Origin of the sequence: Pseudomonas sp. HN2, assembly GCF_020736465.1 — a bacterium.
Classification (GTDB): Bacteria; Pseudomonadota; Gammaproteobacteria; order Pseudomonadales; family Pseudomonadaceae; genus Aquipseudomonas; species Aquipseudomonas moraviensis_A.
On record NZ_CP085885.1, the window covers coordinates 4,678,644 to 4,699,955 of the forward strand.

General features: G+C 60.8%; 18 protein-coding genes. 8 read left to right on the forward strand and 10 right to left on the reverse strand.

Annotated elements, in window-relative coordinates:
* Positions 1 to 93: 93 nt before the first annotated feature.
* Both LIS66_RS20760 and LIS66_RS20765 read right to left on the reverse strand, forming a co-directional pair.
* Positions 94 to 936, reverse strand: a complete 843-nt coding sequence (locus LIS66_RS20760; RefSeq protein ID WP_042607295.1) for a mechanosensitive ion channel family protein — start codon at positions 934 to 936, stop codon at positions 94 to 96.
* 152 nt (positions 937 to 1,088) lie between these two features.
* Positions 1,089 to 1,574, reverse strand: coding sequence for a YajQ family cyclic di-GMP-binding protein (locus tag LIS66_RS20765; RefSeq protein WP_042607296.1), 486 nt, complete (start codon positions 1,572 to 1,574; stop codon positions 1,089 to 1,091).
* A 140-nt stretch (positions 1,575 to 1,714) separates the two neighbouring features.
* On the opposite strand from LIS66_RS20765, the gene LIS66_RS20770 reads away from it, so the two are divergent.
* Genes LIS66_RS20770 through LIS66_RS20780 form a run of 3 tightly spaced genes read left to right on the forward strand, consistent with a single transcriptional unit; the run spans position 1,715 to position 5,302 of the window.
* Positions 1,715 to 2,632, forward strand: coding sequence for a putative 2-dehydropantoate 2-reductase (locus LIS66_RS20770; protein ID WP_123418861.1), 918 nt, complete (start codon positions 1,715 to 1,717; stop codon positions 2,630 to 2,632).
* A gap of 45 nt (positions 2,633 to 2,677) precedes the next feature.
* Positions 2,678 to 4,714 carry a HAMP domain-containing sensor histidine kinase gene (locus tag LIS66_RS20775; protein ID WP_042607298.1) on the forward strand — a complete coding sequence of 679 codons (2,037 nt, stop codon included), beginning with the start codon at positions 2,678 to 2,680 and terminating at the stop codon, positions 4,712 to 4,714.
* Positions 4,715 to 4,717: 3 nt separating this feature from the next.
* A complete protein-coding gene (locus LIS66_RS20780; RefSeq protein WP_227972958.1) occupies positions 4,718 to 5,302 on the forward strand; it encodes a cob(I)yrinic acid a,c-diamide adenosyltransferase in 585 nt (194 codons plus the stop codon).
* Between the two features lie 111 nt (positions 5,303 to 5,413).
* On the opposite strand, the gene LIS66_RS20785 is transcribed toward LIS66_RS20780, so the two are convergent.
* The 4 genes from LIS66_RS20785 to secA form a co-directional block, all read right to left on the reverse strand.
* A complete protein-coding gene (locus tag LIS66_RS20785; protein WP_042607300.1) occupies positions 5,414 to 6,361 on the reverse strand; it encodes a Nudix family hydrolase in 948 nt (315 codons plus the stop codon).
* Positions 6,358 to 6,990 (reverse strand): glutathione S-transferase family protein, encoded by a 633-nt coding sequence (locus tag LIS66_RS20790; RefSeq protein ID WP_042607301.1) that lies wholly within the window; start codon positions 6,988 to 6,990, stop codon positions 6,358 to 6,360. Before LIS66_RS20790 ends, LIS66_RS20785 begins: the two co-directional genes overlap by 4 nt.
* 159 nt (positions 6,991 to 7,149) lie before the next feature.
* Complete coding sequence (gene argJ, locus LIS66_RS20795; protein WP_065616720.1) at positions 7,150 to 8,367, reverse strand: bifunctional glutamate N-acetyltransferase/amino-acid acetyltransferase ArgJ; 1,218 nt, start codon at positions 8,365 to 8,367, stop codon at positions 7,150 to 7,152.
* Positions 8,368 to 8,489: 122 nt separating this feature from the next.
* On the reverse strand, positions 8,490 to 11,231 hold the full coding sequence (gene secA, locus LIS66_RS20800; protein WP_042607303.1) for a preprotein translocase subunit SecA: 2,742 nt from the start codon (positions 11,229 to 11,231) through the stop codon (positions 8,490 to 8,492).
* Positions 11,232 to 11,538: 307 nt separating this feature from the next.
* On the opposite strand from secA, the gene LIS66_RS20805 reads away from it, so the two are divergent.
* Entirely contained in the window at positions 11,539 to 11,994 is a 456-nt protein-coding gene (locus LIS66_RS20805) for a DUF721 domain-containing protein (protein WP_042607304.1), read from the forward strand.
* Positions 11,995 to 12,071: 77 nt separating this feature from the next.
* On the opposite strand, the gene LIS66_RS20810 is transcribed toward LIS66_RS20805, so the two are convergent.
* Together LIS66_RS20810 and LIS66_RS20815 are read right to left on the reverse strand one after the other, a co-directional pair.
* Positions 12,072 to 13,043: an IS110 family transposase gene (locus LIS66_RS20810; RefSeq protein WP_083353292.1), complete on the reverse strand. Its 972-nt coding sequence runs from the start codon at positions 13,041 to 13,043 to the stop codon at positions 12,072 to 12,074.
* Positions 13,044 to 13,312: 269 nt separating this feature from the next.
* Entirely contained in the window at positions 13,313 to 14,797 is a 1,485-nt protein-coding gene (locus LIS66_RS20815; RefSeq protein ID WP_064365102.1) for a helicase HerA-like domain-containing protein, read from the reverse strand.
* A 186-nt stretch (positions 14,798 to 14,983) separates the two neighbouring features.
* On the opposite strand from LIS66_RS20815, the gene LIS66_RS20820 reads away from it, so the two are divergent.
* The 4 genes from LIS66_RS20820 to LIS66_RS20835 all read left to right on the forward strand — a co-directional run bounded on the left by LIS66_RS20820 (position 14,984) and on the right by LIS66_RS20835 (position 20,011).
* Positions 14,984 to 16,873, forward strand: a complete 1,890-nt coding sequence (locus LIS66_RS20820; RefSeq protein WP_064365027.1) for a methyl-accepting chemotaxis protein — start codon at positions 14,984 to 14,986, stop codon at positions 16,871 to 16,873.
* A gap of 288 nt (positions 16,874 to 17,161) precedes the next feature.
* Positions 17,162 to 18,253, forward strand: a complete 1,092-nt coding sequence (locus tag LIS66_RS20825; protein WP_173867404.1) for a glycosyltransferase family 4 protein — start codon at positions 17,162 to 17,164, stop codon at positions 18,251 to 18,253.
* A 4-nt stretch (positions 18,254 to 18,257) separates the two neighbouring features.
* On the forward strand, positions 18,258 to 19,016 hold the full coding sequence (locus LIS66_RS20830; protein WP_416220738.1) for a DUF2334 domain-containing protein: 759 nt from the start codon (positions 18,258 to 18,260) through the stop codon (positions 19,014 to 19,016).
* Positions 19,013 to 20,011, forward strand: coding sequence for a lysylphosphatidylglycerol synthase transmembrane domain-containing protein (locus LIS66_RS20835; protein ID WP_042607308.1), 999 nt, complete (start codon positions 19,013 to 19,015; stop codon positions 20,009 to 20,011). Before LIS66_RS20830 ends, LIS66_RS20835 begins: the two co-directional genes overlap by 4 nt.
* Here the strand turns inward: LIS66_RS20835 and LIS66_RS20840 are convergent.
* Entirely contained in the window at positions 19,995 to 20,171 is a 177-nt protein-coding gene (locus LIS66_RS20840) for a hypothetical protein (protein ID WP_227972960.1), read from the reverse strand. The genes LIS66_RS20835 and LIS66_RS20840 overlap by 17 nt on opposite strands.
* Positions 20,172 to 20,252: 81 nt before the next feature.
* Positions 20,253 to 21,101: a formyltetrahydrofolate deformylase gene (gene purU / locus LIS66_RS20845; RefSeq protein ID WP_016773477.1), complete on the reverse strand. Its 849-nt coding sequence runs from the start codon at positions 21,099 to 21,101 to the stop codon at positions 20,253 to 20,255.
* Between the last annotated feature and the right edge of the window lie 211 nt (positions 21,102 to 21,312).

Sequence of the window (21,312 nt, forward strand, 5' to 3'; positions counted from 1 at the left end):
TAAAAAAAGGCCCATCTTCCGATGGGCCTTTTTTATTTGCCTGGCACTGATTAAGAGTCTGGCTACGAGAGCAATTACTTAGCTAGCAACCTATCATTGTGTCGCCGACTCCTGAACAACGCGTATAACTCGCTGCGGAAATGGAATATCAATCCCGGCAGCCTTCAAACGATCACGCGCCTGTTCATTAAACATGAACATCACATCCCAATAGTCTGCGGTTTTAACCCAGACGCGCAGGGACACCGTGATCGAACTGTCGCCCAGTGTCGAAATTACCGCCTGCGGTTCCGGGTCCTGCATGACGCGCGCATCCTTGGCCAGATCCAGCAGCACCTGACGGGCCTTTTGCAGATCCGCTTCGTAATCCACGCCCACGTCGAACACCACTTTGCGGGTTGGCTGGCGGTTGGTGTTGGTGATGATGCCGTTCGACAGATTGCCGTTGGGCACGATGATGGTCTTGTTGTCGCCGGTGCGCAGCACGGTATGGAAGATCTGGATGCTGTCGACGGTACCCGCCACGCCTTGGGCTTCGATCCAGTCACCGATGCGGAACGGGCGGAACAGCAGAATCAGCACGCCGCCAGCGAAGTTTGCCAGGCTGCCCTGCAGGGCCAGGCCGATCGCCAGACCGGCAGCACCAATAGCCGCGACGAACGAGGTGGTTTCGACGCCGATCATCGACGCGACGCTGACAATCAGCAGCACCTTGAGAATGATGTTGGCCAGGCTGCTGATAAAGCCTTGCAGCGCCAGGTCGGCATTGCGCAGGGCCAGCAGACCGCCGAGTTTTTGCGTGACCTTGTTGATCAGCCACCAGCCGATGGCCAGGGTAATCACTGCCAGCAGCACGCGACTGCCGTATTCCATGATCATCGGGATCCACGCCTGGGACGCCTTGACCAGGTGGTCCACTTCAGCATTCAAATCCATGTTCTATCTCCTGATTTCCGGCTTCCCGGGGTGTATTAAAAACAACTGTGGGAGCGAGCCTGCTCGCGAAAGCGTTGTTTCAGTCAACTCATCGCTGAATGAAACACCGCATTCGCGAGCAGGCTCGCTCCCACACAGCATTCAGACCAGGCTTAGTCGCGGAAGTTGTTGAACTGCAGCGGCATGCCGAATTCCTTGGCACGCAGGGCCGCGATGGCTTCCTGGAGGTCGTCGCGCTTCTTGCCGGTGACACGCACCTGCTCGCCCTGAATGGCGGCCTGCACTTTCAGCTTGGCCTCCTTGATGTGGCCGACGATCTTCTTCGCCAACTCTTTATCGATGCCTTCCTTGAGGATGGCGTCCTGCTTCATCAGTTTGCCGGAAGCGTAAGCCTCCTTGACCTCGAGGCACTGCACGTCGATCTTGCGCTTGGTCAGCGCCAGCTTGAGGATTTCGATCATCGCTTCGAGCTGGAAAGCGGCTTCGGCGGTGAGGCTGACGGTCAGGTCTTTTTCCTTGAACTCGAAGCTGCCTTTGCCTTTCAGGTCATAACGACGATCGAGTTCCTTCACGGCGTTCTCGACCGCGTTGGTGAGTTCGTGTTTGTCCAGTTCGGATACCACGTCGAACGACGGCATGTAATCTCTCCAATAAAAAGGCGCGCTCGATGTGGATGGAGCGCGCTTGGCTTGCGGTTAAAATCGGGCTCATTATAACGGGTCTTTTCCTACCGATACGGCGAGCCGCACATGCCTGCAAGCAATCGAGCAAAAAACTGATGTCGACCATCTGGCATGTCTTGGGCGCCGGCAGTCTCGGCACACTCTGGGCGACACGGCTGGCCCGCGCCGGCTTGCCCGTGCGACTGATCCTGCGCGACCCGTCACGCTTGCGCAGCTATGCAGCTGGTGGCGGATTAACCCTGGTAGAAAACGGACAAGCTCATACCTATGCAGTTCCCGGCGAAACCCCGGACAGCCCCGAGCCGATTCGCCGTCTGCTGGTCGCGTGCAAGGCCTATGACGCCGAAGAGGCCGTCGCCCGCCTCGCTTCACGCCTCGCTCCGGATGCCGAATTGATCCTCCTGCAAAACGGTCTGGGCAGTCAGGACGCCGTTGCCGCGCGGGTGCCGCAAGCGCGCTGCATCAGCGCATCCAGCACCGAGGGCGCGTTTCGCGATGGCGATTGGCGGGTGGTGTTCGCCGGCCACGGTTTCAACTGGCTGGGCGATATCGGCAATCCGCTGGCACCGGTCTGGCTCGACGATCTGCAAGCGGCAAATATTCCCCATGAATGGAGCGCCGACATCCTCACTCGGCTGTGGCGCAAACTGGCGCTGAACTGCGCGATCAACCCGCTGACCGTGCTCCACGACTGCCGTAACGGCGGCCTGACAGCGCATCACTGCGAGGTCGCTACGCTCTGCGCCGAACTGACTGAACTGCTCGAACGCTGTGGTCAGCCGACAGCGGCAGACAATCTGCAAGCGGAGGTCGAACGGGTGATCCACGCCACCGCCGCCAATTACTCTTCGATGTATCAGGACGTCGCCAACCAGCGCCGCACCGAAATCAGCTATCTATTGGGCCACGCCTGCAAAGTCGCTGAGCGCCATCAGTTGAACCTGCCGCACCTGCACCAGTTGCAGCAACGTCTGGTCGCTCATCTGCGCAACCGTGGATTGCCCAGCGACTGAGCAGCCGCTAGGCTGACGGCTTGTTCCCCTGCTGCGATAAACCCGATGCCATTGCGCCAGCGCCTCGAAAACCTGCCGGTCGGCCAGAAACTGCTGGCCGCCCTGCTGGTGTTGTTGACCACGGTTCTGCTGGTCGCCAACCTGACCTTTATCAGCGCCGCCTACTACATTTCCCAGGAAAGCATGGCGCCACAGGCCCTGCAGACCATCGGCCGGCTGATCGCCAATCCGAGTCTGGTCAGCGACGCGCTGGAGTCGCCGCGCAGCGCCGAGCGCCTGCTCAAGGAACTCGACAGTTATTCACCGTTGCGCGCCGCTGCCCTGTACGACGGCAAGGGTGAACGTCTGGCGCAGGTGCAGCGCGGTGAAAAGCTCAGCCTGCCCGAGCGCTATCGCCATGTCGAAGCCTGGCAACTCACCGAATTTCGCAGCAATCAACTGATCACCCTGCCCCGCCCCGGTGCCGCGCCGGGGCATCTGTTGCTGGTCGCCAGCAGCGAATTGCCGATGGCGTTCTACACCGGCACCCTGACCGCCAGCCTCGGCATCCTGATCTTCAGCGTCTTGTTGTGGCTGGTGATTGCCCGGCAGATCAAACGTCTGATCACCCGCCCCATTCATCAGCTCGAGGAGCTGTCCCGCCAGGTCACCCGCGAAGAGAACTACGCGCTGCGCGCTGCACGGGGCAATCACGATGAAATCGGCAGTCTGGCCGAGGCGTTCAACACCATGCTCTCGCGCATCGAAGCCCGCGAGCAGCAGCTCAAACGCGCCCGTGATGACTCGCAAGCCGCCTACGATCAGGCGCAGGGGCTGGCCGAGGAAACCCGCCACACCAATCGCAAACTGGAGCTGGAAGTCCAGGTGCGCAGCAAGATCGAGAAGAAACTCACCGGCTTCCAGAATTACCTCAACAGCATTATCGACTCGATGCCTTCAGCGCTGATCGCCCTCGACGAGCAGCTTTACGTCACCCAGTGGAACCAGGAGGCCAGTGCGCTCTCCGGCACGCGCCTGGACGAGGCTCTGAACCAGCCGATCTTCCTCGCCTTCGAACCGCTCAAGCCGTTTCTGCCGCAGCTCAAAGCTACCGTCGAGCAGCACACCGTGGCCAAAGTCGATCGGGTGACCTGGTTCAAGGACGATGAACCGAAACATTACGCGCTGACGTTTTATCCGCTGATGGGCGGTGCCGGGCGCGGCGTGGTGATCCGTATCGACGACATCACCCAGCGCCTGTCGCTGGAAGAAATGATGGTGCAGTCGGAGAAGATGCTCTCGGTCGGTGGCCTTGCGGCTGGCATGGCCCATGAAATCAACAACCCGCTTGGCGCGATCCTGCACAACGTGCAGAACATCCGTCGGCGGCTGTCGGCGGATCTGCCGAAGAACATCGAGACCGCCGAACAACTGGGCATCGAACTGGATGCCGTCAACCGTTACCTGCAGGGCCGCGAAGTCCCGCAATTGCTCGATGGCATTCAACAGGCGGGCGCCCGCGCGGCGAAGATCGTCACGCACATGCTCAGCTTCAGCCGTCGCAGCACCCGGCAGATGGCGCCGTGCGATCTGCCGGCGCTGATCGATCAGGCGGTTGAAATCGCCGGCAACGACTTCGATCTGGCGATTGGTTTCGACTTCAAGGGTCAAGCGATCATCCGCCAGTTCGATCCGGCACTGGGGCCGGTGCCGGGCACCGCCAACGAGCTCGAACAGGTGCTGCTCAATCTGCTGAAAAACGCCGCCCAGGCGATTCATCAGCGCGAAGACGACAGCGAACCGGGACGGATCATTTTGCGCACCAGACTCAATCCGCCGTGGGCCGAGATTCAGGTCGAGGACAACGGCATCGGCATGAGCGAGAACGTGCGCAAGCGTACCTTCGAGCCGTTCTTTACCACCAAGGAAATCGGCCAGGGCACCGGCCTTGGCTTGTCGGTGTCGTACTTCATCATCACCAACAACCACAAAGGCCAGATGGAAGTGCAGTCGGCGCCCGGCCAGGGCACTTGCTTCACCCTGCGTCTGCCGCTGGTACAACCGGCGCCGTTGACCGCCGAAACCAATTCACTACCGAGGTAACCCATGGGCTTTCGCTTGTCGAAGATCTACACCCGCACCGGCGACAAAGGCGAGACCGGCCTCGGTGACGGCCGTCGCGTCCCCAAGGATCACCCGCGCATCGAGGCGATTGGCGAGGTCGATACGCTGAACAGTCAGGTCGGCGTGCTGCTGGCGGGTCTGCTCGCCGAGCGTGAAGTGCATCCGGGGCTCAACGAGATCATTGAGGTGTTGGCGCCGTGTCAGCACCGCTTGTTCGATCTCGGCGGCGAACTGGCGATGCCGGCGTATCAGGCGCTGAACGAGACGGAAATCCAGCGGCTGGAAGCGGCGATCGATGTCTGGAATGAAGAGCTGGGGCCGCTGGAAAACTTCATCCTGCCCGGCGGTTCGATGTTGATTGCGCAAGCGCATGTCTGCCGCAGTCTGGCCCGCAGCGCCGAGCGCCGGTGTCAGCATTTGAACGCGATCGAACCGTTGGCCGGGGTTGGCCTGGCGTATATCAATCGGTTGTCGGATTTGCTGTTTGTCGCGGCGCGATTGATTGCGCGGAGGCAGGGAGTGGCGGAGATTTTGTGGCAGCCGGCTGCGAAACCTGAAGATTTGTAGTGTTTGAAAATAAGCTATCGCGAGCAGGCTCACTCCTACAGTGACCGTATTTCTTCAGTTGAAACGCGGTCATTGTAGGAGTGAGCCTGCTCGCGATAGGGCCAGTAGCCGCTATACAGGATCAGGCCAGAACGCCCGAATCCCCGCAACACCCTGAGCCCCTACATCCCAAGCCTTCTCACGCTCCGCCGGCCCTACCCCACCGAGCAGGAACACCGGTTTGCTGAAACCGTCAATCAACGCCGCAGCCTGCTCCCAACCCAACGGCTGTGCATCCGGGTGCGTCAGCGTCGGCTGCACCGGCGACAGGGTGACGAAGTCGACGCCCATCTGCTCCGCCAGCGCCAATTCCTCAGCGTTATGGCACGACGCCGCGAGCCAGCGCTCCGCCGGCAACGGACGCCCTGCCGCCGCGTATTTCCGCAGCTGGGCGGCGGTGATGTGCCAGCCCGCCGACGGGAAATCGCCGAGCCACTCGAACGGCCCCTTGATCATCAACTGCGCCTTGCCCGCGCACAGGCCAACCGCGTCCACCGCCAGATCGCGGTATTTCGGGTCGTAGCCATTCGGTGCGCGCAGCTGGATCAATTTGATGCCGCCAGCAATCGCCTTCTGGATGCCGCGCAACAACGCCGGGCCTTCGAGATCTTCCGGGGTGATCAGGTATTCGGCAGGCAAACGCGCCGCCGCGACGATTGGCTGGTTAGCCGCCGGGAATTCATAGTTGACCAGCTCTCTGGCGCTGACCCAGGCCAGTGGCTGGCCTTCAGCACCGTGGGGTTCGCCGCTGAATGCCGAGACTTCCCAGACATCCAGCAACACCTGTTTGTCCGGGTAGTCGTGGCGAACCTTGATCAACGGACGGGCAGCATCAACGACGATGCCCAGCTCTTCGTGCAGCTCGCGAGCCAGTGCCGATTCGACTGATTCGTCAGCCTCGACCTTGCCACCGGGAAATTCCCACAAGCCGCCCTGATGCTGAGTGTCGGCGCGGCGGGCGATAAGGATTTTGCCGGCGCCGTCACGAATGACGGCAGCGGCGACGTGGACGCGTTTCACGGGTTTAACTCCTCCAGTCCAGCCTTTTGCCACGCCTTGAAGGCGGGCCATTGGTAGACGGTTTCAACATAAGCTTCGTCGATCGCAGGCAGCTTCACCTGATAGGTGCGCAGGCGCACGGCGATCGGCGCGAAAAAGGCATCGGCGAGGCTGACCCGCCCGAACAGGTATGGCCCGTCTTCCGTTGCCGCCGCACGGCATTCGGCCCAAAGCGCGAGCATGCGTTCGATATCGACCTTCACTTCTGGCGGCACCGGGTTCAGCGGCGCGTCCTGGCTGAGGTTGAACGGCATGTGGTTGCGCATGGCGAAGAAGCCGCTGTGCATTTGTGCGCAGGCCGAGCGGGCCCGGGCGCGGGCGAAGGTATCGCTCGGCCAGAGCTGCTCGGACGGAAACTGCTCCGCGAGGTATTCAGCGATAGCCAGCGAATCGGCGATGGTGCCGCGGGTGGTTTGCAGCAGCGGCACCTTGCCGGTCGGCGAATGCTTGAGCAGGCGTTCGCGGGTGTCGGGCTTACCGAGTTTGATCAGCTCTTCGCTGTAGGGTGCGCCGGTCAGCTCCAGCGCCAGTGCCGCACGCAGGGACCAGGAGGAAAGCAGTTTGTCGCCGATGATCAGGTGCAGGGACATGGTGTGGCGCCTTTTCGTCAGAGGGAAAACTCTAATTTTGTAGTGTCCGGACTGGCGCTATCGCGAGCAGGCTCACTCCTACAGTGGATGTGTGAAACGACACATATCTCTGTGGGAGCCAGCCTGCTGGCGATGCAGGCGACTCGGTCCCAGGCTGGATCAGGTGCGGTATTCAGCGTTGATCTTCACGTATTCATGCGACAGGTCGGTGGTCCAGATGGTTTCGCTGCAATCGCCGCGACCCAGTTCAATGCGGATGGTGATTTCTTCCTGCTGCATCACTGCCGAGCCCTGAGCTTCAGTGTAGGTGGCGGCGCGGGCGCCACGGCTGGCGATGCACACGTCGCCGAGGAATACGTCGATCTTGCTCACGTCCAGGTCCGGCACACCGGCACGGCCCACGGCGGCGAGGATGCGCCCCCAGTTCGGGTCGGAGGCGAACAGCGCGGTCTTGATCAGCGGCGAGTGCGCCACGGTATAGCCGACGTCCAGGCATTCCTGGTGGTTGCCGCCGCCATTCACTTCGACAGTGACAAACTTGGTCGCACCTTCGCCGTCACGCACGATGGCCTGCGCCACGTCCATGCACACTTCGAACACGGCTTGTTTGAGCTTGGCGAACAGCTCGCCTTCTGCGCGGGTGATTTCCGGCAGCGCGGCCTTGCCAGTGGCGATCAGCATGCAGCAGTCGTTGGTCGAGGTGTCGCCGTCGATGGTGATGCGATTGAACGACTTGTTGGCACCGTCGAGCATCAGGTTGTGCAGCACGTCGCGGGAGACTTTGGCGTCCGTGGCGATGTAACCCAGCATGGTTGCCATATTCGGACGAATCATGCCGGCGCCTTTGCTGATGCCGGTGACGGTGATGGTCACGCCGTCATGCTCGAACTGGCGGCTCGCGCCCTTCGGCAAAGTATCGGTGGTCATGATGCCGGTGGCAGCAGCTTCCCAGTTGTTTTCCGACAGGTCGTCCAGCGCGGCTTGCAGTGCGCCTTCGATTTTCTCGACCGGCAGCGGCTCGCCGATCACACCCGTGGAGTAAGGCAGGATCTGGCTGGCGTCGACGCCGGTCAGCTCAGCCAGTCTGGCAGTGGTGCGCTCGGCGGCGGCCAGGCCTGGTTCGCCGGTGCCGGCGTTGGCGTTGCCGGTGTTGGTCAGCAAGTAACGCACAGCGTTGTTCACGCGTTTTTTCGCCAGGATCACCGGCGCGGCGCAGAACGCGTTAAGGGTGAACACGCCAGCCACGGTCGAACCTTCAGCGCAGCGCATCACCACCACATCCTTGCGCCCCGGGCGCTTGATGCCGGCCGAGGCGATACCGAGTTCAAAACCGGCAACCGGGTGCAACGTTGGCAAAGGACCAAGACCAACAGCCATGAATGCGCTCCTTACTCAATGATGTCAGCACCGCCACGGGAAAGGACGGTGGGATAAATGGCAAAACGCCGCGACGGCAGGAGCCGGTCGCGGCGCGGGGTGTTCAGCGATTGAAACGGGTTTTACTGGATCTGCCCGTGGCAATGCTTGTATTTCTTGCCCGAACCGCAGAAGCACAGTTCGTTGCGGCCCAGCTTCTGCTCATTGCGAACTGGGGCAGCGGCGGTGGCCAGCGCCACATCGACCTCTTCACCCAACGCTTCCGGCTGATCCAGCCCAGGGGCTTCGGCGTGTTCGAACTGCATGCGCGCCGCCAGTGCTTCGGCTTCCTGACGCAGGCGCTGCTCTTCGGCTTCCGGATCTTCGCGGCGGACCTGAACGTGCGAGAGCACGCGGATCGAGTCGCGCTTGATCGAATCGAGCAGCTCGGAGAACAGGGTGAACGACTCGCGCTTGTATTCCTGCTTCGGGTTCTTCTGCGCATAACCACGCAAGTGAATGCCGTGACGCAGGTGATCCATGGTCGACAGGTGGTCTTTCCACAGGTCGTCGAGTACGCGCAGGACGATCTGCTTCTCGAACGAGCGCAGCGCCTCGGCACCGGCCTGGTCTTCTTTCTCGTTGTACGCCGCCATCAGCTCGGTCATGAGCTTCTCGCGCAGGGTTTCTTCGTACAGGTGATCGTCTTCGTCGAGCCATTGCTGGATCGGCAGCTTCACGCCGAAATCGCTTTCGATGGACGCTTCCAGACCGGCCACGTCCCACTGCTCTGGCAGCGATTGCGGCGGAATGTGCGCGCTGACGGTGGCGTTGAGCACGTCCTGACGGAAGTCGGCGATGGTTTCACCGATGTTGTCGGCGGCCAGCAACGTGTTACGCATGTGATAGATCACTTTACGCTGTTCGTTGTTGACGTCGTCGAACTCGAGCAATTGCTTGCGGATGTCGAAGTTGCGGCCTTCAACCTTGCGCTGCGCCTTCTCGATCGCGTTGGTCACCATGCGGTGCTCGATCGCTTCGCCCGGCTGCATGCCCAGGGCTTTCATGAAGTTCTTCACCCGGTCAGAGGCGAAGATGCGCATCAGGCTGTCTTCCAGCGACAGGTAGAAGCGGCTCGAACCGGCATCGCCCTGACGGCCGGCACGGCCACGCAGCTGGTTGTCGATACGACGCGATTCGTGACGCTCGGAAGCGATTACCTGCAAGCCGCCGGATTCCAGCACTTGTTGGTGACGCTTCTGCCAGTCGGCCTTGATCTGGGCGATCTGCTCAGGGGTCGGGTTTTCCAGCGAAGCGACTTCCACTTCCCAGTTGCCGCCCAACAGGATGTCGGTACCACGACCGGCCATGTTGGTGGCGATGGTCAGCGCACCCGGACGACCGGCCTGAGCGATGATTTCGGCTTCTTTCTCGTGGAACTTGGCGTTGAGAACCTTGTGTTCGATGCCTTCTTTGACGAGCAATGCGGACATGTGCTCGGAAGTCTCGATGGTCGCGGTACCCACCAGCACTGGACGACCGGCCGCCATGCTTTCCTTGATGTCCGCCACGATTGCCGCGTATTTCTCTTCGGCGGTGAGGAACACCAGGTCGTTGTAGTCTTTACGCGCCAACGGTTTGTTCGGCGGGATGACCATGACTTCCAGACCATAGATCTGGTGGAATTCGAACGCTTCGGTGTCGGCGGTACCGGTCATGCCGGACAGCTTGGTGTACAGACGGAAGTAGTTCTGGAAAGTCGTCGAGGCCAGGGTCTGGCTCTCGGCCTGAATGTTCAGGCCTTCCTTCGCTTCGATCGCCTGGTGCAGGCCTTCGGACAGACGACGACCCGGCATGGTCCGGCCGGTGTGCTCGTCGACCAGTACGACCTGGCCGTCCTGCACGATGTATTCGATATTGCGGTTGAACAGTTTGTGCGCACGCAGACCGGCATAGACGTGGGTCAGCAGACCGAGGTTGTGCGCCGAGTACAGGCTCTCGCCTTCGGCCAGCAGGCCGACGCGGGTGAGCATGTCTTCGATGAACTGGTGACCGGCTTCGTTGAGCTCTACCTGACGGGTCTTTTCGTCAACGGTGTAGTGTCCGGCCTTGGTGACCTGGCCTTCGACTTCCTCGACATGCAGTTCCAGCTGCGGGATCAGTTTGTTGATCTCCATGTACAGCTTGGAGCTGTCCTCGGCCTGACCGGAAATGATCAGCGGGGTACGCGCTTCGTCGATGAGGATGGAGTCGACTTCGTCGATCACGGCAAAGTTGAGTTCGCGCTGGAATTTTTCATCCATGCTGAACGCCATGTTGTCGCGCAGGTAGTCGAAACCGAACTCGTTGTTGGTGCCGTAGGTGATGTCGGCGGCGTAGGCGGCACGCTTCTCTTCCGGCGGCTGGAACGGCGTCACGACGCCGACGGTCAGGCCGAGGAATTCATACAGCGGGCGCATCCAGTTGGCGTCACGGCGGGCCAGGTAGTCGTTCACCGTCACAACGTGCACGCCCTTGCCGGACAATGCGTTGAGGTAAACACCCAAAGTGGCCACGAGGGTCTTGCCCTCACCGGTGCGCATTTCGGCGATCTTGCCTTCGTGCAAGGTCATGCCGCCGACGAGTTGCACGTCGAAGTGGCGCATGCCCATCACGCGTTTGCCGGCCTCGCGGGCTACGGCAAAGGCTTCCGGCAACAGCTTGTCGAGGGTTTCCCCTTTGGCGATACGGGCCTTGAACTCGGCGGTCTTGGCACGCAATTGATCGTCCGAAAGGGCCACCATTTGCTCTTCGAAGGCATTGACGAGCTGCACCGTCTTGAGCATGCGTTTGACTTCACGCTCGTTCTTGCTTCCAAAAAGTTTCTTTAACAAAGGCGCAAACATATCGGCAGGATCTTCCACACTAAAGGGATGGAGGGCGGCCCCGTGAGTCGCCCGTGCAGCCCTCATGGCCGCATGCGAACGAGCATTCTACCCGGAAACGGTGGTGAGGAAAGTGGCGATGTTCCACGATGCTGGCACTGCGCTTTGACGGGGCTCACTTAAAATAGGGGCGTTTTGCTCAACTTCAACCCGTCGGGGAAAGAAGTCAGGCGTTGATTTAATGAGCAAAGCAGGGACAAAAGCAATGGGCCAGTGGTTCCACAGCTTTCTGCTAACATGGCGCCTCTGTTACTTCAGGTGTTCGATCATGGCGTTTCGCCCTCTCACGGCCAGAGCACCCGCCGTCCTGTTACGCGAAGCCAGGCCGCTCAAAGCCATCCTCGGCCATGCCCAGCGCCTTGAGCATTTGCAGCGCCTGCTCGAAAGCCAGCTGCAACCGGCCGCCCGCGAGCATTGCCGGGTGGCCAAGTGGCGCGAAGGCGAACTGTCGCTGGTGGTCACTGACGGTCACTGGGCCACGCGCCTGCGCTACCAGCAAAAACGCCTGCAACGGCAGCTGCAATTGTTCGAAGAGTTCGCCAGCCTGACGCGGATCAAATTCAGTGTGCGCCCGCCGATCGTCCAGCATCGGGCGACTGGGCACACGATGGATTTGTCGAGCAGCGCGGCGGAGACGATTCAGTCGACGGCCGACGGGATCAGCGATCCGGGATTGCGCGCGGCGCTGGAGCGGTTGGCGGCGCATGCCAAGGGTAAAGCCTGAAGCAAAATCAAAAGATCGCAGCCTTCGGCAGCTCCTACAGAATGAATGCATTTCAACTGTAGATACCGTCTTGAGCCTTACCGGGCAAGCGCAAGTTTCGGGTCATATGGCAGTCCTGACTTGAGCACTCCGTAAACGAAGTGCAGCAGCTTGCGCATTGCTGCGCAGATGATCTGCTTGGGAGCCTTGCCGTTGGCTTCCAAGCGTTCTTTCATCGCCTTGATCGCCTTATTGTGTTTCAGCGCCACCATGCCAGGCATGTAGAGGCCTGCACGCAGCCGTGCTGACCCTACTCTTGAGATCAGGGTATGACCTTTGAGCTTTCCTGATTCCTGCAGCTTTGGATTGAGCCCCGCAGCAGCGACCAGTTGGCGAGGGTCACTGTATTTGCGCAAGTCACCCAGTTCGGCCAGCAATCGTTCAAGCGTTTTTTGTCCGATGCCGTCGATGGTTACGATCAGATTCCGCATCTGACGCATATCCGGGTCGTCATCGATGTGTTTTTTGATCGCCTTATGCGTTTCCACGATCTCTTTTTCGATATGGCGCAGAACAGAGTTGATCGAGTCTTTGACCTTTTCGTCGGAAACGTCCAGACGATTAAGCTCCATTTGTTCCATTTCCTGAAGGTCATCCAGGCGGCGCACCATTGCTTTCAACTGGCGGTATTTCAGCGGCTCAGGCGCCCATGGGTGAAGTTTTTGATCCTTTTCCCGGGCAAAGTCGGCGATCAGTTTGGCATCACTTTTATCAGTCTTTATGCGGCGCAGTTCGCTGTCAGCGTACGCTTTGGTCGTAGCCGGGTTCACGACGCAGACCCGGAAGCCTTTGTTGTAAACGAACTCCGCGAGCTCCAAGTGGTAGACGCTCGTGGCTTCCATCACGATCAGGGCCGAACGCTCGGCGTTTTTTTCTAGCCACGCCTCAAACTCTTTAAAGCCCTTTGGGTCGTTGGCCAGCTTGGCCTTGGTTTTGTGCTTGCCGTTGGGCAGGTGTGTAGCGATATCAAAGGTGTTCTTTGCGATGTCGACGCCAACGAAACCAGACATGATCGTTTCTCCACTTGTTCCCTGTTGCGATCATCACTTCACTCTGTCCAACCTTGCGAATGCGGGCTCTCGCCGGAGGCGGGCCCAAGATACCGTGCGAACTGTACGAGTGAGTGTGGAGGGCTGGAGCACGATCTACGTCACAGGCAAAAAGCCTAAGGAGCTGCGCGGCTTCCAAGTCCCTCCCTCGATGATCAGTCGAGAACTATCGCTCCTGGCGGAGCGCTAGTCGAGATACAAGGAGCTGCCGAAGGCTGCGATCTTTGCTTTTAGCGGCGCTTGCTGCCGCCGAGCAGCGACCCCATCAACCCGCGCACCAACTGCTTGCCGAGGTTATTGGCCGCCTGGCGCATCGCCGATTTCAGCGCCTGCCCTGCCGCCGTGCCGAGGAATTCGCCCGCGCGATCAGCGAGGCTTGGCTCTTCAGCCTGTTTACCTGCAGGCGTTTCGGCCTCAGGCGCCAGCCCTTTGCGGCCCATCAGGATTTCATAGGCCGACTCACGATCGATCGGCTTGTCATAGCGACCCCTGAACGGCGAGCCGGCGATCAGCATGGTGCGTTCGGTTTCGGTCAACGGCCCGATCCGCGATTGCGGCGGCGCCACCAGCACGCGCTGGACCATTTCCGGCGTGCCCTTGTCGGTCAACGTGCCCACCAGCGCCTCGCCAATGCCCAGTTCGGTCAGCACCGACAGGCTGTCGAACGCCGGATTCGGCCGGAAACCGTCCGCCACGGCGCGCAGGGATTTCTGCTCTTTCGCGGTAAATGCGCGCAGACCATGCTGAATGCGCAAGCCCAACTGCGCCAGCACATCGTCCGGCAGATCCGCCGGCGATTGGGTGACAAAGTAAACCCCCACACCTTTGGATCGGATCAAACGCACCACTTGCTCCAGACGCTCCTGCAAAGCCTTGGGCGTGTCGCCGAAGAGCAAATGCGCCTCGTCGAAAAACAGCGCCAGCAGCGGCTTTTCGGCGTCGCCGCGTTCGGGCAGTTGCTCGAACAACTCGGCCAGCAGCCACAGCAGGAACGTTGCGTAAACCTTCGGCGCCTCGTGCACCAGCCGGCTGGCGTCGAGCAGATGGATGCGGCCACGGCCATCCGCCCCCGGTTGCAGAATGTCCTCGAGTTGCAGCGCCGGCTCACCGAACAGCGCTTCGGCGCCCTGCTGTTCCAGCGTCGCCAAGCGGCGTAACAGTGCCTGGCTGGAACCGGTGGTCATCAGCGCCGCGTCTTCGCCGAGCAACTGCGGGTTGTCCTTGAGGTGATTGAGCAGCGCTTTCAGATCCTTGAGATCCAGCAGCAACAGCCCTTCGCGATCCGCCACTTTGAAGGCCGCGTAAAGCGCCGACTGCTGACTGTCGGTCAGCTCGAGCAGGCTGCCGATCAGCAACGGGCCCATTTCGCTCAGGGTGGTGCGCAGCGGATGACCGGATTCACCGTGGATGTCCCACAGCGTGACGGGATAAGCCTGAGGCGTGTGACCGAGCCACGGCATGCCGGCAATGCGCTCGGCCACTTTGCCCTGCGGGTTGCCAGCGGCGCCGAGGCCGCACAGGTCGCCCTTGATGTCGGCGGCGAACACCGCCACGCCAGCATCGCTGAACGCTTCGGCCAGGCGCTGCAACGTCACGGTTTTACCGGTGCCGGTGGCGCCGGCGATCAGTCCGTGGCGGTTGGCCAGGCGCATGGCCTGAGCAATGGGTTGCGCGGCCGGATCAGCGCCGATAACGAGTTGCAAGGAGTCAGGCATTTTCTCACCCAATGGTTAATCTTTGATGACACATGGCCGATACATAAATTGGACAGACCCGTCAGAAATTCGGGTCGGACATTTCCCTAAGGAGAGCCGGAAATTTCAGTTTTTCAACCTTGCCCATAGTGCGCGCCCCTATCAAAGCACGCCCAGGACATTAAGACCTTAGCGGAACCCCAAGCCATGAACAAAAACCTGCGCTTCAGCCATAAGATTTTGCTTGCCGCCGCCCTCATCGTCATTGCCGCTTTCGCCTCGTTCACGTTGTACAACGATTGGCTGCAGCGCAATGCGATCCGCGATGATCTCAATAACTACCTCAATGAAATGGGCGAGGTCACTGCCGGCAATATCCAGACCTGGCTCAGCGGGCGCATCTTGCTGATCGAGAACGCCGCGCAGAACATCGCCATCAACCCGGAACCTGCCACGGTCGCCAGTCTGCTGGAGCAGAAAAGCCTGACCTCGACGTTCATGGCCACCTACCTGGGCGATGCCACCGGGCATTTCACCATCCGCCCGGACGTGAAGATGCCGGACGGTTTCGATCCGCGCGTACGCCCTTGGTATAAAGGTGCCGAAAGCAGCAGTACGTCGACCCTGACCGAACCCTACATCGATGCCGCCACCGGCCAGTTGATCATCTCCATCGCCACCGCGTCGAAAAAGGCCGGGCAGAGCGTCGGCGTGGTCGGCGGCGATCTCAGCCTGCAATCGCTGGTCGATACCCTCGCCGCGCGGGATTTCGACGGGATGGGCTATGTGTTCCTGGTCAGCGCCGACGGCAAGATCCTCGTCCACCCGGACAAGGCTCTGGTGATGAAATCGCTCAAGGAAGCCTACCCGCAGGACACCCCGCGCATCAGCAGCGACTTCAGTGAAGTGACGGTGGATGGCAAAACCCGCATTGTCACGTTCGCTCCGATCAAAGGCCTGCCGTCGGTGAACTGGTACATCGGTCTGTCGATCGACAAGGATCAGGCCTACGCGATGCTCAGCGAATTCCGCACCTCGGCGGTGATCGCGACCATTATTGCCGTGGCGATCATCATTGCCCTGCTCGGCATGCTCATCCGTCTGCTGATCCAGCCGCTGCACGTGATGACCCGCGCCATGGAAGACATCGCCGACGGTGAAGGTGACCTGACCAAACGTCTGAACATCGTCAATAACGATGAATTCGGCATTCTCGGCACCGCGTTCAACCGTTTCGTCGAGCGTATTCACGGCTCGATCCGCGAAGTGTCCTCAGCCACCGGCCAGGTCAATGAGGTTGCCCTGCGCGTCGTTGCTGCGTCGAACTCGTCGATGTACAACTCCGACCAGCAAGCCTCGCGCACCAGCAGCGTCGCTGCCGCGATCAATCAGCTCGGCGCCGCCGCGCAGGAAATTGCCCGCAATGCCGCGCAAGCTTCGAATCAGGCCAGTGACGCACGGGGTCTGGCCGAGGATGGCCAGCAAGTGGTCGAGCGCAGCATCAAGGCGATGAATCAATTGTCGAGCATGCTCAGCGCGTCGAGCACCAACATCGAGTCGCTGAACAGCAAGACCGTCAACATCGGTCAGATTCTCGAAGTGATCACCAGCATTTCCCAGCAGACCAACCTGCTCGCGCTCAACGCTGCCATCGAGGCGGCACGTGCGGGTGAGGCAGGTCGCGGCTTTGCGGTGGTGGCCGACGAAGTGCGCAACCTCGCGCACCGCACTCAGGAATCGGCGCAACAGGTGCAGACCATGATCGAGGAGCTGCAGGTCGGCGCCCGGGAATCGGTGAGCACCATGAGCGACAGTCAGCGCCACAGCCAGGACAGCGTGGAGATCGCCAATCTCGCCGGCGAACGCCTGAACAGCGTGACCTTGCGCATTGGTGAGATCGACGGGATGAACCAGTCGGTGGCGACCGCGACTGAAGAGCAGACTGCGGTGGTCGAGTCGATCAACGTCGACATTACCGAGATCAATACACTGAACCAGGAAGGCGTGGAAAACCTGCAGGCGACCTTGCGCGCGTGCTCGGATCTGGAGCAGCAGGCTTCGCGTCTCAAGCAACTGGTGGGCAGCTTCCGCATTTAAGATCAAAAGCCTAACCCCCTCACCCCAGCCCTCCGGAAACGTCGGACCGCCCCCAAGGGGGCGAGGGGGAAAGGGAGCAGATCTTCAAGCTTTTCAATGCCTGTGTTCGACCGGATATCGCAGGACATCGCAACAATCCCAAACACCCCGATCAATTCCCTCTCCCTCCGGGAGAGGGCTAGGGTGAGGGGCGCGCAATCCCGACCGAACATCTATTCTGGATAACGGTCAACCAAGGGAGAACAACACAGCGGAGGGTTGCTCACCGTGCATATCGCCGACATCACCATGTTCTACGCCCCGGCCAGCGGAGGCGTGCGTACTTACCTGGATGCCAAACACCGTCGCCTCGGCGACCGCAACGCCATTCGTCACAGCCTGCTGATCCCCGGCGCACGACTGGGTGAACATGACGGCATTTACACGGTTCCAGCGCCCGCCCTGCCCTTCGGCAAAGGCTATCGCTTCCCGCTGCGCCTGGCGCCGTGGCGCAATGTCTTGCAGGATTTGCAGCCGGACCTGATCGAAGTCGGCGATCCCTACCTCACCGCGTGGGCGGCGCTGGATGCCCGGCGGCAGCTGGATGTGCCGGTGATCGGCTTTTATCACTCGGATCTACCGCTGCTGGCGGGCAATCGCATGGGCCATTGGGTCACGCCGAATGTCGAGGCCTACGTCACCCGTCTCTATGGCAATTTCGACCGGGTGCTTGCGCCGAGCCAGGTCATGGCCGACAAGCTCACCGGGCTTGGCGTGCGCAATGTTCATGTGCAGCCGCTCGGCGTCGATCTGCACACCTTCCATCCTGACGCCCGCGACCCCGGCCTGCGTGCCGAACTGGGCATTGCCGAAGACACCCGCCTGCTGATCTTCGCCGGGCGCGGTTCCAAGGAAAAAAACCTGCCGGTGCTGCTCAAGTGCATGCAACGCCTAGGCCCGCGCTATCACCTGCTGCTGGTCGGCTCGTCGATGCCCGCTGCGGTGCCGGACAACGTCAGCGTCATCGACGAGTTCTGCCCGGCGCCAAAAGTCGCGCGGCTGATGGCCAGCGCCGATGCGCTGCTGCATGCCGGTGATCAGGAAACCTTCGGGCTGGTCATCCTTGAAGCCATGGCTTGCGGCATTCCCGTGGTGGCCGTCGCCGCCGGAGCGTTTGAAGAAATCGTCAACGATTCCTGCGGCCTGCTCTGCGCGCCGAACAATCCGCAAGCCATGGCCAATGCTGTGCGCGAACTGTTCAGTCGTGGCTGTGATCGACTCGGCCGCCAGGCACGCCAACATGTCGAGCGGCACTACGCTTGGGATACCGTGGTCGACAGCCTGCTCAGCCACTACCACGCGGTGCTTGGCCATACGCTGCCACGGGTGGCCAATGGCTGAGCAAATGAAAACGGTTTGTCTGGTGTTGCATGATGTGGCGCCCTCGACCTGGGCGGATTACCAGCCCTTCGTCGAGGCCGTCGATGCGTTGGGCAATGTACCGATGACGTGGCTGGTGGTCCCGGATTTCCATCGCCACGATGCCCTCGATGCCAACCCGGCGTTTCGGCAAGTGCTCGATGCCAGGGTTGCCAGAGGCGATGAACTGGCGCTGCACGGTTACTACCACGACGATCAGGAACCCATGCCGAACACCCCGCGCGACTGGTTCATGCGTCGGGTCTACACCCATGAAGGCGAGTTCTATCGCCTGTCCCGCGAAGCCGCCCTCGCCCGCCTGCACGCCGGGCTGGAAATTTTTCAGCGCTACGACTGGCCAGTGCACGGCTTCGTCGCCCCGGCCTGGCTGATGAGCGCCGGCACCCGCCAAGCCTTGCGTCAACTGCCGCTCAGCTACACCAGCGATCCCCAGCATCTTTATCGCTTGCCCGACTTCAGCGCTATCGATGCACCCGGACTGGTGTGGAGTGCGCGTAGCGCGTGGCGGCGCGGATTGTCGAAAATCGTCAGCGACCAACGTCAACAGCGCTGGCGCGAGGCACCAGTGATTCGCCTCGGCCTGCATCCCGTCGACATGCGCCATCGTTTCTCTCGAGATTATTGGTTACGCACACTGGAACGCCTGCTGGCAGACGGACGCGTGCCGCTGACCAAGATCGACTGGCTCGCCCGACAGTACGGTCAACTGGAACGCGCAGCATGAAGCGCAGCCTGTTGTTGCTGATCGGCCTGCTCGCCGCGGTGCTGATACCGGTGCTGCTTGGCGGCGGCGAAACCTGGGCACGCCTGCGCAGTTTTCCGCTGAACTGGCTGTTGATCATGTTCGGCATGATCCTGCTGTGCTGGGGCATCAATACCCTGCGCCTGCGGTTGTTGCTGGGCGATCAGCGTGAAAAGGTCGCGCCGTTGAAAAGTCTTGGCGTGGTGATGGCGGCCGAGTTCGCCTACTGCGCTACGCCCGGGGGCAGCGGCGGGCCGCTGACCATCATGGCCTTGCTGGCCCGTTGCGGCGTGCGTCCGGCGCGGGGCAGCGCGGTGTTTGCCATGGACCAGCTCAGCGATCTGCTTTTCTTCCTCTGCGCGCTGAGCGGAATTCTGATTTACGCGCTGTTCCAGCACCTGAGCGATCGCCTCGAGTGGCTACTGACGGTCAGCGCCGTGTCGCTGTTCGGCGGCTTGTGCAGTTGCGTATTGATTGCGCGCTATCACCGGGCGTTGATTCGCCTGAGCGGCCGGCTGTTGGCGGGGATGAACGTTACGGCGCGCACTCGCCGCCGCTGGGCGCGCAAGTTGCTGCACTTTCTCGCGGCCTTTACCGATACCTTGAAGTTGCCCTGGCAGACGCTTGTCCAGGTGTTCGCCCTGACCTGCGTGCACTGGCTGCTGCGCTACAGCGTGCTGTATCTGGCCTTGCGCGGGCTCGGTGCCGACTTGCAGTGGGCATGGAGTTTTCTGGTGCAGATGCTCTCGCTGGGCGCCGGCCAGTTCAGTCTGTTACCCGGCGGCGCAGGAGCGGCGGAATTGACCTCGGCCGCGCTGCTCGCGCCGATGGTGGGCAAATCCACCGCAGCGGCGGCGATCCTGATCTGGCGCGTAGTGACGTATTACTTCTATCTGCTGGTCGGCGGCCCGGTGTTCGTGTTGATGCTGGGCAAGCCGTTGCTGAAGAAGCTGATGAACGTCAGGCAGGCTTCTTAAGTTCGTCGTGCTCTTGCTGCAGCTGCTCCCATAACTCGGCGGCGCCGGGGAATTCGGTGCCGTCCTCGGGGCTCATGTCGTCGGGGTCGTAGCGACTGAGGCAACCATCACCAAGGGTGGCAGGTGCTTTGGAGGTGGCTTTGTCCAGTGGATCGCTCATGGCTTTTTCTCGGGCTCAAATGACAAGGGCCTGAGCGATTCAACGCCCAGGCCCTTGGTTTTTCAAGCAGGTCGTGTGCTATCAGAACACGACCGTCTTGTTGCCGTGCACCAGCACACGGTCTTCGAGGTGATAACGCAGGCCGCGGGCCAGCACCATCTTCTCGACGTCACGGCCGAAACGCACCATGTCTTCGATGCTGTCGCTGTGGCTGACACGCACCACGTCCTGCTCGATGATCGGGCCGGCGTCCAGCTCTTCGGTCACGTAGTGGCAGGTCGCGCCGATCAGCTTGACGCCGCGCAGGGACGCCTGGTGGTACGGCTTGGCGCCGACAAACGAAGGCAGGAAGCTGTGGTGAATGTTGATGACCTTGTGCGCATATTCGCGGCACATGTCCGGCGGCAGGATCTGCATGTAGCGCGCCAGCACCACCACTTCGGCGTCGTGCTGTTTGACCAGGCGCGACACTTCGTCGAACGCTGGCTGCTTGTCCTGCGGATTGACCGGTACGTGGTAGTAAGGAATGCCGTGCCACTCGACCATGCTGCGCAGGTCGTCGTGGTTGGAAATCACGCAGGAAATTTCGCAGTCCAGCTCATCGCTGTGCCAGCGGTGCAGCAGGTCGGCGAGGCAGTGGGATTCGCGGCTGGCCATCAGCACCACGCGTTTTTTCTGCTCGGTGTCGGTGATGCGCCAGTCCATCGAGAACTCTTCGGCGATCGGCGCGAACTTCTCGCGCAATTCTTCGATACCGAACGGCAGCGAATCGGCACGAATTTCGTGACGCATGAAGAACCAGCCCACTTGATTGTCAGAGTGGTGGCTCGCTTCGGTGATCCAGCCGTTATGAGAGGCCAGAAAATTACTGACTTTGGCAACGATGCCAACGCGGTCCGGGCAAGATATCACCAGCCGAAAAGTGCGCATGAGGGGGAAACTCCAGAACTTCACAAAGGCCGCCATTCTAACGACTGTGCAGGAAAACTGCAGTACGCATGCGTGCCGGGCGAAACGAAGCCCGGCGAAACGGCTTTCTGACGCAGGTCTTCGTCAAGACCGTGACGCTTTAGCGAGGCGTTTGTCAGACAACTGTAAATATCTGTGCTGACTGCATCACATTATTTAACGGAACATTCAA

What these genes read in the sequence shown, in the direction of transcription:
- LIS66_RS20760 (WP_042607295.1), bottom strand. Translation starts at nt 936, where the DNA reads ATGGATTTGAATGCTGAAGTGGACCACCTGGTCAAGGCGTCCCAGGCG.
- LIS66_RS20765 (WP_042607296.1), bottom strand. Translation starts at nt 1,574, where the DNA reads ATGCCGTCGTTCGACGTGGTATCCGAACTGGACAAACACGAACTCACC.
- LIS66_RS20770 (WP_123418861.1), top strand. Translation starts at nt 1,715, where the DNA reads ATGTCGACCATCTGGCATGTCTTGGGCGCCGGCAGTCTCGGCACACTC.
- LIS66_RS20775 (WP_042607298.1), top strand. Translation starts at nt 2,678, where the DNA reads ATGCCATTGCGCCAGCGCCTCGAAAACCTGCCGGTCGGCCAGAAACTG.
- LIS66_RS20780 (WP_227972958.1), top strand. Translation starts at nt 4,718, where the DNA reads ATGGGCTTTCGCTTGTCGAAGATCTACACCCGCACCGGCGACAAAGGC.
- LIS66_RS20790 (WP_042607301.1), bottom strand. Translation starts at nt 6,990, where the DNA reads ATGTCCCTGCACCTGATCATCGGCGACAAACTGCTTTCCTCCTGGTCC.
- argJ (WP_065616720.1), bottom strand. Translation starts at nt 8,367, where the DNA reads ATGGCTGTTGGTCTTGGTCCTTTGCCAACGTTGCACCCGGTTGCCGGT.
- secA (WP_042607303.1), bottom strand. Translation starts at nt 11,231, where the DNA reads ATGTTTGCGCCTTTGTTAAAGAAACTTTTTGGAAGCAAGAACGAGCGT.
- LIS66_RS20805 (WP_042607304.1), top strand. Translation starts at nt 11,539, where the DNA reads ATGGCGTTTCGCCCTCTCACGGCCAGAGCACCCGCCGTCCTGTTACGC.
- LIS66_RS20810 (WP_083353292.1), bottom strand. Translation starts at nt 13,043, where the DNA reads ATGTCTGGTTTCGTTGGCGTCGACATCGCAAAGAACACCTTTGATATC.
- LIS66_RS20815 (WP_064365102.1), bottom strand. Translation starts at nt 14,797, where the DNA reads ATGCCTGACTCCTTGCAACTCGTTATCGGCGCTGATCCGGCCGCGCAA.
- LIS66_RS20820 (WP_064365027.1), top strand. Translation starts at nt 14,984, where the DNA reads ATGAACAAAAACCTGCGCTTCAGCCATAAGATTTTGCTTGCCGCCGCC.
- LIS66_RS20825 (WP_173867404.1), top strand. Translation starts at nt 17,162, where the DNA reads ATGTTCTACGCCCCGGCCAGCGGAGGCGTGCGTACTTACCTGGATGCC.
- LIS66_RS20830 (WP_416220738.1), top strand. Translation starts at nt 18,258, where the DNA reads ATGAAAACGGTTTGTCTGGTGTTGCATGATGTGGCGCCCTCGACCTGG.
- LIS66_RS20835 (WP_042607308.1), top strand. Translation starts at nt 19,013, where the DNA reads ATGAAGCGCAGCCTGTTGTTGCTGATCGGCCTGCTCGCCGCGGTGCTG.
- LIS66_RS20840 (WP_227972960.1), bottom strand. Translation starts at nt 20,171, where the DNA reads ATGAGCGATCCACTGGACAAAGCCACCTCCAAAGCACCTGCCACCCTT.
- purU (WP_016773477.1), bottom strand. Translation starts at nt 21,101, where the DNA reads ATGCGCACTTTTCGGCTGGTGATATCTTGCCCGGACCGCGTTGGCATC.